We start from the raw sequence: 14,919 nt of genomic DNA, 5'->3' as shown, positions 1-14,919 counted from the left end.
TTTGTATCTGAAGCGGCTCGAAATCATGGGGTTCAAGTCGTTCGGCGAGCGAATCGGATTGGACTTTGTGCCGGGAGTGACCGCAGTTGTCGGACCGAACGGAAGCGGAAAAAGCAATATCACAGACGCCATCCGATGGGTGCTTGGCGAACAGTCGGCCAAAACACTCCGCGGCGGCAAAATGGAGGACGTCATCTTTTCCGGGAGTGACTCCAGAAAGGCACTGAACTTTGCAGAGGTGACCCTGGTCCTCGACAACTCGGATGGGCGTGTTGCTCTCGATTTCAGCGAAATCAGCATTACCCGGCGCGTATTCCGCTCAGGCGACAGTGAATACCAGATTAACCGGCAGGATTGCCGTCTCCGGGACATCGTCGATCTGTTCATGGATTCCGGCCTCGGCAAGGAAGCGTTCTCTGTTATTTCACAGGGGAGGGTCGATGAGATCCTGAACAGCAAGCCGGAAGACCGCCGGGCGATCTTCGAAGAAGCGGCGGGCGTTCTCAAGTACAAGCAGCGCCGCCGGAAAGCAGAGCATAAGCTGTTCGAGACAGCGGACAACCTGAACCGGGTACTGGATATCCTCCATGAGCTTGATGGGCGCCTTGGCCCGCTCAGGATCCAGGCATCGGCAGCAAAAGATTATCTGGCGATGTCAGGGGAGCTAAATGAGATCGGCACGGCCCTGCTTGCGCATGACATAAGGAACAATGAAGATCAGCTTGAGGAAGTCCGCCAAGGCCTGGAGAAGGCTGCCGGACTGGAACAGGCAGCCACAGAAGAAGCCGGGCGGCATGAAGCCGAACTCGGCCGGCTTCGCGGGGAAGCGGAAAAGCTTGCGGAGAAGCTGGACGGCCTGCACACAGACCTTGCGGATGCAGGGGTGAATGTCGAGAAGTGGGAAGGCCGCAGACAAGTGCTTTCGGAGAGGAAAACCAACGCTGAGCGCCAGCTGGAAAGGCTGCGGGAAGACCTGACCGAAACGGAACAGGCGACGGACAGGCTCAGATTGAGGAAAAAGCAGGCTGTGCACGACGCCTCAGGAAGGAAAACAGCCCTGAAGGAAGCCCGGTCAGAAATCCGTCGTCTCCAGGACATTATGGACCGTCCGCTTGATGAGACCGCCAGCCGGATTGAAGAGCTGAAATCGGCTTATATCGAGCTTCTGAACAGCGAGGCGGCAGTAAAGAATGAACTTAAGCATCTGGAGCAGCAGCTGGCCTTTCAGGCCGAATCTGCCGAACGCAACCGGACACGGGCAGGAGAGGCCCGTGCCGAATGGGAAACGGCCTCTGCCAACCTGAAAAAGGCGGAAGCCGAACTGGAAGACTTGAAAAAACGGCTGTCTGCCGTCAGAAATGAGGAATCGGAGCAGGCATCCGCCAGGGAGCGTATCTCTTCCGAACTCAATGATAAACAGGAACAGCTGTACAAGGCCTACAACCTCCTCGAGAAACTAAAGGGGCGGCGGGAGGCCCTGGTTGCGATGGAGGCGGAATTCGCCGGTTTCCATACAGGTGTCCGTGAAGTGCTGCGCGCTGCCGAAAAAAAACGCCTATCCGGTATCGAAGGGGCGGTTGCCTCTCTTGTCCATGTCAAAAAGGAATTTTCCAAGGCCGCGGAGACCGCACTTGGAGCCGCGGCTCAGAATATCGTGACTGTCACGGAGGCTGATGCCCGCCATGCAATCGGCTACCTGAAGGAAAGCCGCAAGGGCCGCGCTACATTCCTGCCGCTTGCGGTGATGAAGCCCCGCAGGGTGGATGCTTCCACTCTGACGCAGGCATCTTCACACAAGGACTTTGCAGGTACGGGGGATTCAGTTGTCACGGCAGATGAAAAATATATGCCGATCGTGCAGAATCTGCTTGGCAATGTCCTCATCTCACGCACCCTGAAAGGGGCAAATGAAATCGCACGGATGACCGGCCACCGATACCGGATCGTGACGCTTGATGGAGACGTGGTAAACCCCGGCGGATCGATGACCGGAGGCGGATCGGACCGCGGCAATCCGATTTTCATGCGAAAGGCCGAGCTTGAGCAAGTGACGGAAGATGCTGCCAGGCTCGATAAATCAATCGGCAATGCCGAACAGGCCATAACTTCCCTGAAGCAGCGCCTGGCCGATGAATCGGCGGCTCTTGAACAGGTTCGTGAACAGCGTGAGATGCTGTCGGAGACGGAAGTCGCACTGGTGGGCAGAACCGCCGAGCTGAAAGCGGCAGAACGCCGATTGGCTGACCGCCTCGCCATTTTTGGAGATGAGGAATCAGGGACTTCGGTTCTGGCTTCAGGCATCCGCGAGCGGATCAGGGAAGCTGAAGAGCAACAGGCTGAGCTTAAAAATGAACTCAGCCGGACATCGATGGAAATTAAAGAGCTGACCGGCCTTTACGAGCAGGGACGCACCGAGCGGGACCGCATGAACAACCGGCTTGGTGAACTCCGGCAGAACGCCGCCGTACTGGCGGAACAGCTGGCCCAGGCCGAAGCGGCCGCTGAATCCGTGGAAGAAGAGCTTGCCGGCCGCCTACAGAGGGCCGAGCGGCTCCGCGAAGAGATGGAATGGACGGCGGGCGGTGATGCTGGTGCAGGTCCTGAAGAAGCCGAGAAGGAGCTGCAGGAGTGGAAAGCGAGAAAAGAAGCTCTGGAAAATGAGCTCGCGTCTGCGCTGGAACGCCGCGAATCGCTTCAGCAATCCATCGCATCTGCCGAAGCCAGGTTCCGGCGCGCGGCCGAAACAAGGTCGGGCCATTCGGCTGCAGTGCGGGAGGCCGAACTTCGGGCAGGCAGGATAACCTATGAGCTTGAATCACTCCGGAATGCACTTGAAGATGATTACGGGATCGCCGAGCTTCCTGAAGGCGGAATTCCGTTCCCTGACCAGACCGGTCCGGAGGAAGCCCGGAAGAAAGTGCGGCTTCTGAAACAGTCGATCGAAGAGCTTGGACCGGTCAACACTGCATCAATCGGGGAATTCGAAGCGGTCTCGGAGCGGCATGCATTCCTTACGGAGCAGCGCAATGACCTGCTTGAGGCAAAGGATACGCTTGAGAGCGCGATCGATGAGATGGACACCGAAGTGACGGAGCGTTTCAGCAGCACATTCCATGCTGTAAGCCGACAGTTCGGCGTCGTTTTTAAAGAACTATTCGGCGGGGGCAAAACGGAGCTTGTTCTTACCGATCCGGAAGACATGCTCCGGACCGGTGTTGATATAGTCGCTTGTCCGCCTGGCAAGAAGCTGCAGAACCTGAGCCTGCTTTCGGGAGGGGAGCGCGCATTGACCGCGATCGCTCTGCTTTTCGCCATCCTGAAAGTCCGTCCTGTTCCATTCTGCGTATTGGATGAGGTCGAGGCTGCGCTGGACGAGGCCAATGTACTCCGCTACAGTGATTACCTCAAGAAATTCAGCAACGAGACACAGTTCATTGTCATCACCCACCGAAAAGGAACGATGGAAGGTGCAGATGTTCTTTACGGCATCACCATGCAGGAATCCGGCATATCGAAGCCGGTCTCTGTCAGGCTGACAGAGAGCGAAGTGGAATATGAGGAGCCCGTACCGACAGTAGGATCGGGCCCGAAAGGAGCGGGAACATGAGTTTCTTCAAAAAGCTGAAGGAAAAGATTTCCGGTAAGCCGGATGAAACGACGGAAAAGTACAAAGACGGGCTGGAAAAGACGAGAACATCGTTTACTTCGAAAGTGAATGACCTGGTGGCCCGTTACCGGAAAGTGGATGAGGACTTTTTCGAGGAGCTGGAAGAACTCCTTCTTCAGGCGGATGTCGGATTTGAAACGGTTATGGAACTGATGGATGATCTTCGCTTCGAAGTGCAGCGCAGAAACGTCAAGGATACGGAAGGTATCCAGACCGCCATCTCCGAGAAGCTGGTTGACATTTACCGCAAGGGTGAGGACGGCGAAGGCAGCCTCAACATGCAGGAGGAAGGTCCGACGGTCATTTTGTTCGTCGGCGTGAACGGCGTCGGAAAGACGACGACCATCGGCAAGCTCGCCCACCGGTTCATCAGTGAAGGCAAGTCGGTCATGCTGGCTGCGGGGGATACATTCCGTGCCGGTGCGATCGATCAGCTCCAGGTATGGGGGGACCGGGTCGGAGCGGAAGTGATCCGCCATGCGGAGAACTCAGACCCGGCCGCGGTCATGTATGATGCCGTCCGGGCGGCGAAAAACCGCAAAGTGGATGTCCTGATCTGTGACACGGCAGGACGTCTCCAGAACAAAGTGAACCTGATGAATGAGCTGGAAAAGGTGCACCGGGTGATCGGCCGTGAGCTGCCGGATGCACCGCACGAAACACTCCTGGCTCTTGATGCGACCACAGGCCAGAACGCCCTCATCCAGGCAGAAACGTTCAAGGAAGCGACAAACGTGACGGGCATTGTCCTGACCAAGCTGGACGGAACGGCAAAAGGCGGCATCGTACTGGCGATCCGCAACAAACTCGGGATTCCTGTGAAATTCGTCGGCCTGGGGGAAGGCATGGAAGACCTGCAGCCGTTTGATGCGGAACGGTATGTATACGGTCTCTTCGCCGAAGGGCTTGAGCAAGAGGCGGAGATCCTCGGACAGGAAAAAGGCGAAGATTGAAAGACAAGGGGATTTACTTGACAGTGTGTTCTTCCCTGTATAAAATGCTTTTGATGGAGACGGGAAGGAGGGGTTTGTGTGCTGCTTGAAAAAACGACCCGGATGAACTTCCTGTTTGACTTCTATCAGGCACTCCTGACTGAGAAGCAACGGAGCTACATGGACCTGTATTACCTGAATGACCTGTCCCTGGGGGAAATAGCCGAACAGTACGATATCTCCCGCCAGGCGGTCTATGACAATATCCGCCGCACAGAGGCTATGCTTGAAGAGTACGAGGAAAAGCTCCAGCTTTTCGGCAAGTTCCGGAAACGGCGGGAAGCCGTCGACGCACTTGCCGCGGATATCGGGCGCGGCGGGGCGGATGCCGGTGATCTGATCCGGCGACTGCATGAACTAAAAGAATTCGACTGATAGGAGGCGGGCAATCGATGGCATTTGAAGGATTGGGCGAGCGCCTTCAGCAAACGCTTCAGAAAATCAAAGGCAAGGGGAAAGTGACCGAAGCCGACGTCAAAGAAATGATGCGTGAAGTCCGCTTCGCGCTGATCGAGGCAGACGTCAACCTCAAGGTCGTCAAGGAATTCGTCAAGAAGGTGAGCGAGCGCGCCGTAGGTTCGGATGTGATGCAAAGCCTCACGCCTGGCCAGCAAGTCGTCAAAATTGTAAGGGACGAACTGGCTGAGCTGATGGGCGGCGAGACGGAAGCAATCACTTTCGCGAAAAAACCGCCGACCGTCATCATGATGGTCGGCCTGCAGGGTGCCGGGAAAACGACAACAACCGGCAAGCTGGCGAACCTCATCCGCAAGAAATACAACCGGAAACCGCTTCTTGCTGCAGCTGACGTTTACCGTCCTGCAGCAATCCAGCAGCTGGAGACAATCGGCAAGCAGCTCGGCATGCCGGTATTCCAACTCGGCACAGAGGCTGACCCGGTCGATATCGCAAAGCAGGCGGTTGCCAAAGCGAAGGAAGATCATAACGATGTCGTCTTCATCGACACAGCGGGCCGTCTGCAGATCGACGAAGACCTCATGCAGGAACTCCGCAATATCCATGATGCGGTGAAGCCTGATGAAGTCTACCTTGTCGTTGACGCGATGACCGGCCAGGTCGCCGCGAATGTGGCGGAAACGTTTGACCAGCAGGTCGGCGTAACGGGAGTCGTCCTGACGAAGCTCGACGGCGACACCCGCGGCGGGGCGGCGCTCTCGATCCGTTCCGTTACCGGCAAGCCGATCAAGTTTGCCGGGATGGGCGAAAAGCTTGATGCGCTCGAACCGTTCCATCCTGAGCGCATGGCCTCCCGGATTCTCGGGATGGGTGACGTCATGTCGCTCATCGAGAAAGCACAGACCAATGTCGACGAAGAAAAGGCGAAGGAACTGGAGCAGAAGTTCCGTGACCAGTCGTTCACATTTGATGACTTCCTCGAACAGCTGGAACAGGTGAAGAAGATGGGGCCTCTTGACGAGATCCTCAAGATGCTTCCCGGCGCAGGCAAGATCAAGGGCATCGACAATGTGAAGGTCGACGAAAAGCAGATGGACCGTGTTGAAGCGGTTATCAAATCGATGACAATTGCGGAAAAGTCGAAGCCCGAAATCATCAACTCCAGCCGGAAAAAGCGCATCGCCCGCGGCTCCGGCACATCCATCCAGGAAGTGAACCGCCTGCTCAAACAGTTCGATGAGATGAGGAAGATGATGAAACAGATGTCGAACATGCAACAGGGCAAAGGCAAGCGGAAAATGAAAATGCCCGGACTTGATTCACTGTTCAAGTAAGTAGCGACAGGCGGCAATCCAGCCTGAGTATTCATTGGAAAACTTGCTATAACTGATTGAAGCGTATGGCACGAGACACCTGCGGGAAAAGCGTTAGCCGAAGACCCCGCAGAGCGCAGCTCGAGGAGGCTAAGGCAACGCCCGCGGTAAGCGAGGGCCAGGAGCGAAAATCAGCCTTAATTAAGGTGTTAAGAAAAAACACTTTACAAAGCAATAATGACTTGGTAATATACTATCTTGTGTGAAACTATTCGGAGGTGCTAACCATGGCAGTTAAAATTCGACTTAAGCGTATGGGCGCAAAAAAGACGCCTTTCTATCGTATCGTAGTAGCAGATTCCCGTTCCCCTCGTGACGGCCGTCAGATCGAAACGATCGGCACATACAACCCGCTCACGACGCCGGCTGAGCTCAAGATCAATGAAGAGCTTGCACTCAAATGGCTCCAGAACGGTGCGAAACCGTCTGACACAGTGCGCAACCTGCTCGCTACGCAGGGCATCATGGAGAAATTCCATAACGCCAAAGCCGCAAAATAAGTTGACGGAGGCGACATGATGAAAAAGCTGATTGAAACGATCGTCAAACCGCTCGTTGACCATCCGGATGAACTCCGGATCGGCGTGGAAGAACGGCAGGGCAGACTAGTCTGCTCGCTGTCCGTCCACCCGGAAGACATGGGGAAAGTGATCGGCAAACAGGGCCGGGTCGCAACCGCGATCCGCACTGTAGTAAACTCAGCTGAAAGCGCAGGCCGCAAACGGGTCCGCGTCGACATCATGGATTAAGGAAGGGACGAAACAGGTTCCTTCCTTTTTCATACCCCGAAACGGATGAAGGAGGACGATGGATGAACTGGTACAATGTCGGAAAAATCGTCAATACGCATGGCATCCGGGGCGAGGTGCGCGTCATGTCCCGTACGGATTTCCCGGAAGAGCGCTATGCCACGGGGGCGCGTCTCGGCCTCTTCATGCCTGGAGCGAAAGATCCGGTCATGCTGACCGTGGCCTCCCACCGGGTCCATAAGAACTTCGATCTCCTCACGTTCGAAGGCCACCCAAACATCAATGACGTGGAAAAATATCGCGACGGCATCCTGAAGGTGTCCGGTGATAACCTCGGAGAACTGGAAGAAGGCGAGTTCTATCACCATGAAATCATCGGATGTACGGTGGTTGACCAGGAAGGCCGGGAAATCGGAAAAGTGACAGAAGTGCTGGAGACAGGCGCAAATGACGTCTGGGCGGTCAAACCGGCTGAAGGGAAAATGCACTACATTCCATATATCGGGGATGTCGTCCTGGAAGTCGATCCCGAAAACGGGCGGATCGTCATCGATCCGATCGAAGGACTGCTGTCCTGATGAAGATTTCGGTCCTTTCCATCTTCCCGGAAATGTTCAGCGGCGTATTCAATGCCTCCATCCTAAAGCGGGCACAGGAAAACGGCGCTGTCAGCCTCACAGTCCGGGACTTCCGCGATTTCGCCACGGACAAGCATCATAAAGTTGATGACTATCCATACGGTGGAGGGGCCGGCATGGTACTGAAGCCGGAGCCCCTGTTCCGCGCCGTCGAAAACCTTTCTGAAGGCCGCTCTCCGAGGATTATCCTCATGTGCCCGCAGGGAGAACGGTTCACCCAGAAAAAGGCCGAGGAACTTGCGCAGGAAGAGGATCTTATCTTCCTGTGCGGTCATTACGAAGGCTATGACGAGCGCATTCGCGAACACCTTATCACGGATGAAATCTCGATCGGGGACTTTGTCCTGACCGGCGGTGAGCTTGCGGCCATGACCGTCATCGACAGTGTGGTCCGACTTCTGCCTGGAGTTCTCGGCAACGCAGAATCCCCCGCGCTTGATTCGTTCTCTACGGGTTTTCTCGAGCACCCTCATTACACGCGCCCTGCAGACTTCCGCGGGATGAAAGTGCCGGATGTCCTTTTGTCCGGCAACCATGCGGAAATCGATCGCTGGCGCGAGGAACAGTCGCTCATGCGTACGCTTGAGCGGAGGCCGGATCTGCTCGGAGCAGCCGAGCTCACCGCATCACAGAAGGAAATACTCAGGAAGCTCGGATGGAGTAAAGAAGAGTGAGTCCGGGACTTGCCTGAACCCCGTGCCTATGGTATGATTTAACCCGTGCTTCCATGTGAAGCGCTCGATTACGATGTTCCGCTGCAACAGCTTTAACTGCAAGAGCATCTGTAGTAAGGAGAGGAAAAACATGCAACAATTGATTGCAGAAATCACGAAGGAACAACTTCGTACAGACCTTCCGGCTTTCCGCCCGGGCGACACGGTACGTGTACACGTAAAAGTCGTCGAGGGTACGCGTGAGCGGATCCAGGTATACGAAGGGGTTGTCATCAAGCGTCGCGGCGGCGGCATCAGCGAGACATTCACAGTCCGCAAGATTTCCTACGGTGTAGGAGTTGAGCGTACGTTCCCTGTGCACACGCCTAAAATCGCGAACCTTGAAGTGACTCGCCGCGGTAAAGTCCGTCGTGCGAAGCTGTACTACCTCCGCAACCTTCGCGGAAAAGCTGCCCGCATCAAAGAAATCCGATAAACGACATCGAAAGGAGCCGTTCCGACGGCTCCTTTTCTTTTTGCCTCCGTTTGTCATACACTCTATAATGGAAAGAGATTGAACAGGGAGGCCAACGGGATGACAGAAGAAAAAAAGAAAAATGAACTGTGGGAATGGACGAAAGTCCTCCTCATCGCGTTCGGGCTGGCTGCCATCATCCGGTATTTCCTTTTTACGCCTATTGTGGTGGACGGGGAGTCGATGATGCCGACACTCGAGGACGGCGATAAGATGATCGTCAACAAAATCGGCTACACAATCGGTGAGCCGGAGCGGTTTGACATCGTTGTCTTCCATGCACCGGAACAGAAAGATTACATCAAGCGGGTGATCGGGCTACCGGGCGACCAGATCGAGTACCGGGACGACCAGCTCTATATTAACGGGGAGGCTTTTGAAGAGCCCTATCTCGGTGAATACAAGGAAGCTGTCACCGACGGGACGCTGACCGAAGACTTTACGCTTGAGGATAAAATTCAGCGAGAAACTGTCCCAGAAGGCCATGTATTCGTTATGGGGGATAATCGGCGGTTCAGCAAAGACTCCCGCCATATCGGCGTCATCCCGTTCGATGAAATCATCGGCAGCACAAATCTGATTTTCTGGCCGATGGAAGATATCGGGTTCGTCAAGTGACGGAGGTAAAATTATGACAATACAGTGGTTCCCGGGACATATGGCAAAGGCGCGGAGGGAAGTCACCGAGCAGCTGAAGATGGTTGATATCGTCTTTGAACTGATCGATGCACGACTGCCGCAATCTTCCAGAAACCCGATGATCGATGACATCATCAGCCGGAAACCCCGGCTCGTCATCCTTAACAAGAAAGACATGGCCGATGAAGCGGAAACCGCCCGCTGGCTGGAAAAGTTCCGTGAAGACGGGATCGAAGCGGTGGCGATCAACTCGCTCGACGGCAAAGGACTTCAGCAGGTGACAAAGGCTGCTCAGCAGATCCTGAAGGAGAAGTGGGACCGCATGAAGGCGAAGGGCATCCGCCCTAGAGCAATCCGGGCCATGATAGTCGGTATCCCGAATGTCGGAAAGTCGACGCTCATCAACCGCCTGGCCAAAAAGAACATCGCCAGAACCGGCAATACACCCGGCGTCACTAAGGCGCAGCAGTGGATCAAGGTTGGCAAGGAGCTGGAACTGCTCGATACGCCGGGAATCCTATGGCCGAAGTTCGAAGATCCCGAGGCCGGCTATAAATTGGCGCTGACCGGGGCGATCAAGGATGCCATTACGGCCCAGCAGGAGCTCGCGATCTATGCGCTCAAGTTTCTCGAGGCACATTATCCGGACCGCCTTGAGGACCGCTTTGGCTTCCGTTCGCTCGACGGCGACATACCTGGAGCCTTCGATCGGATCGGCGAACGTCGGAAGGTCTACGGAAAAGGCGGTACCATCGACTATGATAGTGTGTCCGAACTGATTGTCCGCGACGTCCGGGACCTGCAGTTCGGCAGGCTCACATTCGATTTTTCAGAGGATCGGTGAACAGGGGCTGTCCAATAAGTAATTAGATTCTGGTATCTATGGCAAACAGCAGTGGCGTCGGGAGACTCCTCGAAAATGCTTCGCATTTCCTTCGTGCGAGGCTTGTTCGAGGAGGCTTTTCTGTCCTGCGGGAATAGCGTTAGCCGAAGACCCCGCAGGACGGAGTCCGAGGAGGCTGGCTAATGCCGCTCAACGCTATCGCTTTTGAGCGCAGACGCCAAACTTCGCATTGGCGCCGGCAACGCCCGCGGAAAGCGACCAGAGCCGCTGCTGTTTGCTTTTTATGCTGGAAATACATTATTCGGACAGCCCCTGCTTTTTTATTGAAATTCCCGGAGCCGGGACATCGTGAACACCCGGCATGGCAGTGGACAGCTTTTTGGCTTATCCGGCCAGAGCTTGCCGGAATCTACATATAAGGAAAGGGCCTGATTCCAAATGACCACTATGACAATCAATGAAGTGAAAGCATGGCTGCAGACGGCAAAAGAGGATGACCCACTGTTCGGCGAACTCCAGTCGGATGGCCGGGCCGGCATCCAGAAACTGCTTGCATCGTATGAGAGGAAACTGGAGAAAAAACGGCTCGAACTCGAGCGGCACCTGGAAAAAGAGCAGTTTGACAACGGCTTCAGGAAAAGTCCGGAGTCACTGGTCGCGGGCGTCGATGAAGCGGGGAGGGGCCCTTTGGCGGGACCGGTGGTGACCGCTGCGGTGATTCTTCCGTCATCCTGTCCGGAACTCGCCGGCCTGGATGATTCAAAGGCGATGAGCCGGCAGGCGAGGGAATGCCTGGCCGCCGCAATCAGGAAACATGCTGTCGCCTGGTCAGTCCACATCCAGCCTGCAGAGGAAATCGACAGGCTGAACATCTACCGGGCCACGCGTGATTCGATGGAGAGGTCGGTTGAGGGCTTGTCCTTGGGACCGGACGCGATCATCGCCGATGCAATGGCTCTTAATACGGATGCACCATGCCATTCTGTCGTGAAAGCTGATGCACTCAGCCTCTGCGTGGCAGCGGCATCGGTCCTGGCCAAAACTGAACGGGATGCATATATGGACAGGCTGCACGAAAAGTTTCCTTTGTACGGCTTCAACCGCCATTCGGGCTATGGCACCGCGGCACACCTGGAGGCGCTCAGGTTACACGGTCCTTGCCCGGAGCACAGGCAGACCTTCGCCCCGGTGGCTGAAATCCATGTCGGAACCAGCGGAATTCCCGTCCGAGAAAAGACAATTATGGACAACCTGTGACCGGTTGATTACAATGGGGGATGGCAAGAAACTATTCAGCAGTTCGATTGGAGGATGTAAGATGAATATCCATGAGTACCAAGGGAAGCAGATTCTTCGCGACTACGGCGTCGCGGTACCAAACGGAATCGTAGCGTTTTCTCCTGAAGAGGCTGTCAAGGCGGCCAAGGAACTCGACACCAAAGTATATGTCGTAAAAGCTCAGATCCACGCAGGTGGCCGAGGCAAGGCAGGCGGTGTAAAGATCGCGAAGACGGTTGACGAAGTGCGTGAATACGCAAAAGAACTTCTCGGCAAAGTACTGGTGACACATCAGACAGGCCCTGAAGGAAAAGAAGTCAAGCGCCTTTACATTGAAGAAGGCTCCGACATCCTCAAAGAATACTACATCAGCCTCGTCGTTGACCGTGCGACGGACCGTGTCGTCCTCATGGGCTCCGAAGAAGGCGGCATGGACATCGAAGAAGTGGCAGAAGAAACACCTGAAAAGATCTTCAAGGAAGTCATCGACCCTATTGTCGGCCTTACAGGCTTCCAGGCACGCCGCATGGCATTCAACATGAACATTCCTTCGAAGCTCGTCAACAAAGCTGCGAAGCTGTTCCTGGGCATCTATGAAGCTTTCATCAGCAAAGATGCATCCATCCTTGAAATCAACCCGCTCGTCGTCACAGGCGATGATCAGGTCGTAGCTCTCGATGCGAAGTTCAACTTCGACTCGAACGCGCTCTACCGTCACGCGGATATCGTTGAACTCCGTGATTTTGATGAAGAAGATCCGAAGGAAATCGAAGCGTCCAAGTACGACCTCAGCTATGTTTCCCTCGACGGCAACATCGGCTGCATGGTTAACGGTGCGGGCCTGGCTATGTCCACAATGGACACGATCAACTTCTACGGCGGCAAACCCGCGAACTTCCTTGACGTTGGGGGCGGCGCGACTGCTGAAAAAGTAACCGAAGCATTCAAGATCATCCTTTCCGACTCCAATGTCAAAGGGATTTTCGTCAACATCTTCGGCGGCATCATGAAGTGCGACATCATCGCAGAAGGCGTCATCCAGGCAACGAAGCAGCTCGGACTTGAAGTGCCGCTGGTCGTGCGTCTTGAAGGTACGAACGTGGATGCAGGCAAAAAGCTTCTGAACGAATCCGGATTGAACATTACTGCTGCCGATTCCATGGCGGACGGCGCACAAAAAATTGTCGAGCTCGTAGGCTAAGAAAGGCGGGAAAACGATGGGCATTTATGTCGATAAGGATACAAAAGTACTCGTACAGGGAATCACGGGCTCAACAGCCCTTTTCCATACAAAACAAATGCTTGAATACGGCACGAAAATCGTGGCGGGCGTAACACCGGGCAAAGGCGGCACGGAAGTGGAAGGCGTACCGGTCTTCAACACAGTCGAGGACGCAGTAAAGGAAACAGGCGCAACTGTTTCCGTCATCTATGTGCCGGCTCCGTTCGCAGCAGACGCGATCCTCGAGGCGGTCGATGCAGAGCTGGATCTGGCTATCTGCATCACGGAACACATTCCGGTACTCGATATGGTCAAAGTTGTCCGTTACATGGAAGGCAAGAAAACCCGTCTCGTCGGGCCTAACTGCCCCGGTGTCATTACAGCGGACGAATGCAAGATCGGCATCATGCCGGGCTATATCCACAAAAAGGGCCATGTCGGCGTTGTTTCCCGTTCCGGGACACTGACATATGAAGCGGTCCACCAGCTTTCCGAGGCAGGCGTCGGCCAGACGACCGCTGTCGGTATCGGCGGAGACCCGGTCAACGGAACAAACTTCATCGATGTCCTCAAAGAATTCAATGAAGATCCTGAAACCCTTGCGGTTGTCATGATCGGTGAAATCGGCGGGACTGCAGAGGAAGAAGCGGCCGAGTGGGTCAAGGCAAACATGAAAAAACCTGTCACCGGCTTTATCGGCGGCCAGACCGCACCTCCAGGAAAGCGCATGGGCCACGCAGGCGCCATCATTTCCGGCGGCAAGGGAACAGCTGCAGAGAAGATTAAAGCAATGGAAGCGGCAGGCATCAAGGTTGCCGAGACACCATCGGTCATCGGTGAGACGATGATCAGTGTCCTGAAGGAAAAAGGTCTGTACGAACAGTGCAAAACCCACTAAAATGAAAGTGCGGCACATTAGTGCCGCACTTTTACTATTTCCGGAAAGCTTCCGGGACAGGAGGTAGTGATCATCGATCGGTTCGAAGACCGTCTGCTTGCGCTGCATTACACATTTCCGGCACCGCTGAACAGGTTCAGACGTCTGCTTGCTGCAGACCCGGACCTTCAGGCACTTCCGGATATGCGGCCGGCCGAGCTTGCATTTCTGCTGGATCTTGACACGGACAAGGCGGCGCTTCTCCACAAAAAGCTGAGCCGCAGAGCGGACCCCCCGTACACGGAAGTGTATGCCGCAAGCTCGATCACCCCCATCCTGTATACCCACGAACTTTACCCCCATTCACTCACCCAGCTTATTGACCCGCCTGCCGTACTATATGCCGCAGGAGATCCATCACTGCTCCGCGCAGACAACAAGGCGGCCATCATCGGATCCAGGAAGGCGACCGCCTATTCACGCCAGGCCATGGAAAAGATTATTCCGCCTCTTGTCGCCAATGATTATGTCATCGTCAGCGGCCTTGCAAAAGGAGCTGATGCAATGGCTCATGAGACAGCCATCCGGCATGGCGGAAAAACGATCGGTGTCCTCGGCACCGGCCTATCCCATCGATATCCGAAGCAGAACAGCGGACTGTATGAAGTGATGGGACGCGACCATCTGCTTATAACTGAATACCCGCCGTATGCAGGTCCGCAGAAGTGGCAGTTTCCCATGCGCAACCGCATTATCAGCGGCCTTTCCGGCATCGTCATCGTCACTGAGGCTGCCCGGCCGAGCGGCACATTGAGCACAATCGATCATGCGCTCGAGCACGGAAAGGACGTTCACGCCGTGCCCGGGCCGATCAATTCACCGCTTTCCACGGGTCCAAACCGTCTAATCCTGGAGGGCGCAGCCCCAGCCCTGGACGGCTACACAATTCTGGGCGGGCTGCCGCAGGATATGGAGTAAAAGCATGGCTGCCTTTCCCTGAAGCACGAAACGGCAGAAGCTGAAAATGGTTGCAAT

At 55.2% G+C, this 14,919-nt stretch carries 15 protein-coding genes; all 15 read left to right on the top strand.

What is annotated here, in order from left to right:
- The first annotated feature begins 1 nt into the window (after window position 1).
- Window positions 2-3,607 carry a chromosome segregation protein SMC gene (smc, locus tag BMX91_RS01115; RefSeq protein ID WP_092048992.1) on the top strand — a complete coding sequence of 1,202 codons (3,606 nt, stop codon included), beginning with the start codon at window positions 2-4 and terminating at the stop codon, window positions 3,605-3,607.
- The gene (ftsY, locus tag BMX91_RS01110; protein WP_092048990.1) at window positions 3,604-4,620 is read left to right on the top strand and encodes a signal recognition particle-docking protein FtsY; all 1,017 of its coding nucleotides are present in this window, start codon (window positions 3,604-3,606) and stop codon (window positions 4,618-4,620) included. The genes smc and ftsY overlap by 4 nt, the downstream gene beginning before the upstream one ends.
- 78 nt (window positions 4,621-4,698) lie before the next feature.
- Window positions 4,699-5,034, top strand: a complete 336-nt coding sequence (locus BMX91_RS01105) for a putative DNA-binding protein (RefSeq protein ID WP_177168216.1) — start codon at window positions 4,699-4,701, stop codon at window positions 5,032-5,034.
- Between the two features lie 17 nt (window positions 5,035-5,051).
- On the top strand, window positions 5,052-6,410 hold the full coding sequence (gene ffh, locus BMX91_RS01100; RefSeq protein ID WP_092048988.1) for a signal recognition particle protein: 1,359 nt from the start codon (window positions 5,052-5,054) through the stop codon (window positions 6,408-6,410).
- Between the two features lie 266 nt (window positions 6,411-6,676).
- A complete protein-coding gene (gene rpsP, locus BMX91_RS01095) occupies window positions 6,677-6,949 on the top strand; it encodes a 30S ribosomal protein S16 (RefSeq protein ID WP_092048986.1) in 273 nt (90 codons plus the stop codon).
- An 18-nt stretch (window positions 6,950-6,967) separates the two neighbouring features.
- Window positions 6,968-7,198, top strand: coding sequence for a KH domain-containing protein (locus BMX91_RS01090; protein ID WP_092048984.1), 231 nt, complete (start codon window positions 6,968-6,970; stop codon window positions 7,196-7,198).
- A 62-nt stretch (window positions 7,199-7,260) separates the two neighbouring features.
- Window positions 7,261-7,776, top strand: a complete 516-nt coding sequence (gene rimM, locus BMX91_RS01085) for a ribosome maturation factor RimM (protein WP_092048982.1) — start codon at window positions 7,261-7,263, stop codon at window positions 7,774-7,776.
- Entirely contained in the window at window positions 7,776-8,510 is a 735-nt protein-coding gene (gene trmD, locus BMX91_RS01080; RefSeq protein WP_092048980.1) for a tRNA (guanosine(37)-N1)-methyltransferase TrmD, read from the top strand. The genes rimM and trmD overlap by 1 nt, the downstream gene beginning before the upstream one ends.
- Window positions 8,511-8,640: 130 nt before the next feature.
- Window positions 8,641-8,985 (top strand): 50S ribosomal protein L19, encoded by a 345-nt coding sequence (gene rplS / locus BMX91_RS01075; protein ID WP_092048978.1) that lies wholly within the window; start codon window positions 8,641-8,643, stop codon window positions 8,983-8,985.
- 99 nt (window positions 8,986-9,084) lie between these two features.
- Window positions 9,085-9,642: a signal peptidase I gene (gene lepB / locus BMX91_RS01070; RefSeq protein WP_092048976.1), complete on the top strand. Its 558-nt coding sequence runs from the start codon at window positions 9,085-9,087 to the stop codon at window positions 9,640-9,642.
- Between the two features lie 13 nt (window positions 9,643-9,655).
- A complete protein-coding gene (ylqF, locus tag BMX91_RS01065; RefSeq protein WP_092048974.1) occupies window positions 9,656-10,507 on the top strand; it encodes a ribosome biogenesis GTPase YlqF in 852 nt (283 codons plus the stop codon).
- A gap of 438 nt (window positions 10,508-10,945) precedes the next feature.
- Window positions 10,946-11,764: a ribonuclease HII gene (locus tag BMX91_RS01060; RefSeq protein WP_092048972.1), complete on the top strand. Its 819-nt coding sequence runs from the start codon at window positions 10,946-10,948 to the stop codon at window positions 11,762-11,764.
- 61 nt (window positions 11,765-11,825) lie between these two features.
- Window positions 11,826-12,986, top strand: coding sequence for an ADP-forming succinate--CoA ligase subunit beta (sucC, locus tag BMX91_RS01055; RefSeq protein WP_092048970.1), 1,161 nt, complete (start codon window positions 11,826-11,828; stop codon window positions 12,984-12,986).
- Window positions 12,987-13,002: 16 nt separating this feature from the next.
- Complete coding sequence (gene sucD, locus BMX91_RS01050) at window positions 13,003-13,905, top strand: succinate--CoA ligase subunit alpha (RefSeq protein ID WP_092048968.1); 903 nt, start codon at window positions 13,003-13,005, stop codon at window positions 13,903-13,905.
- Window positions 13,906-13,971: 66 nt separating this feature from the next.
- A complete protein-coding gene (gene dprA / locus BMX91_RS01045; RefSeq protein ID WP_322787434.1) occupies window positions 13,972-14,862 on the top strand; it encodes a DNA-processing protein DprA in 891 nt (296 codons plus the stop codon).
- Window positions 14,863-14,919: the final 57 nt, after the last annotated feature.

The organism is Bhargavaea ginsengi (genome assembly GCF_900109165.1).
In the GTDB taxonomy this organism is placed as follows: Bacteria; Bacillota; Bacilli; order Bacillales_A; family Planococcaceae; genus Bhargavaea; species Bhargavaea ginsengi.
Note: the sequence above shows the minus strand (reverse complement) of the source record. Positions and strands in the feature narration are given on the sequence as shown.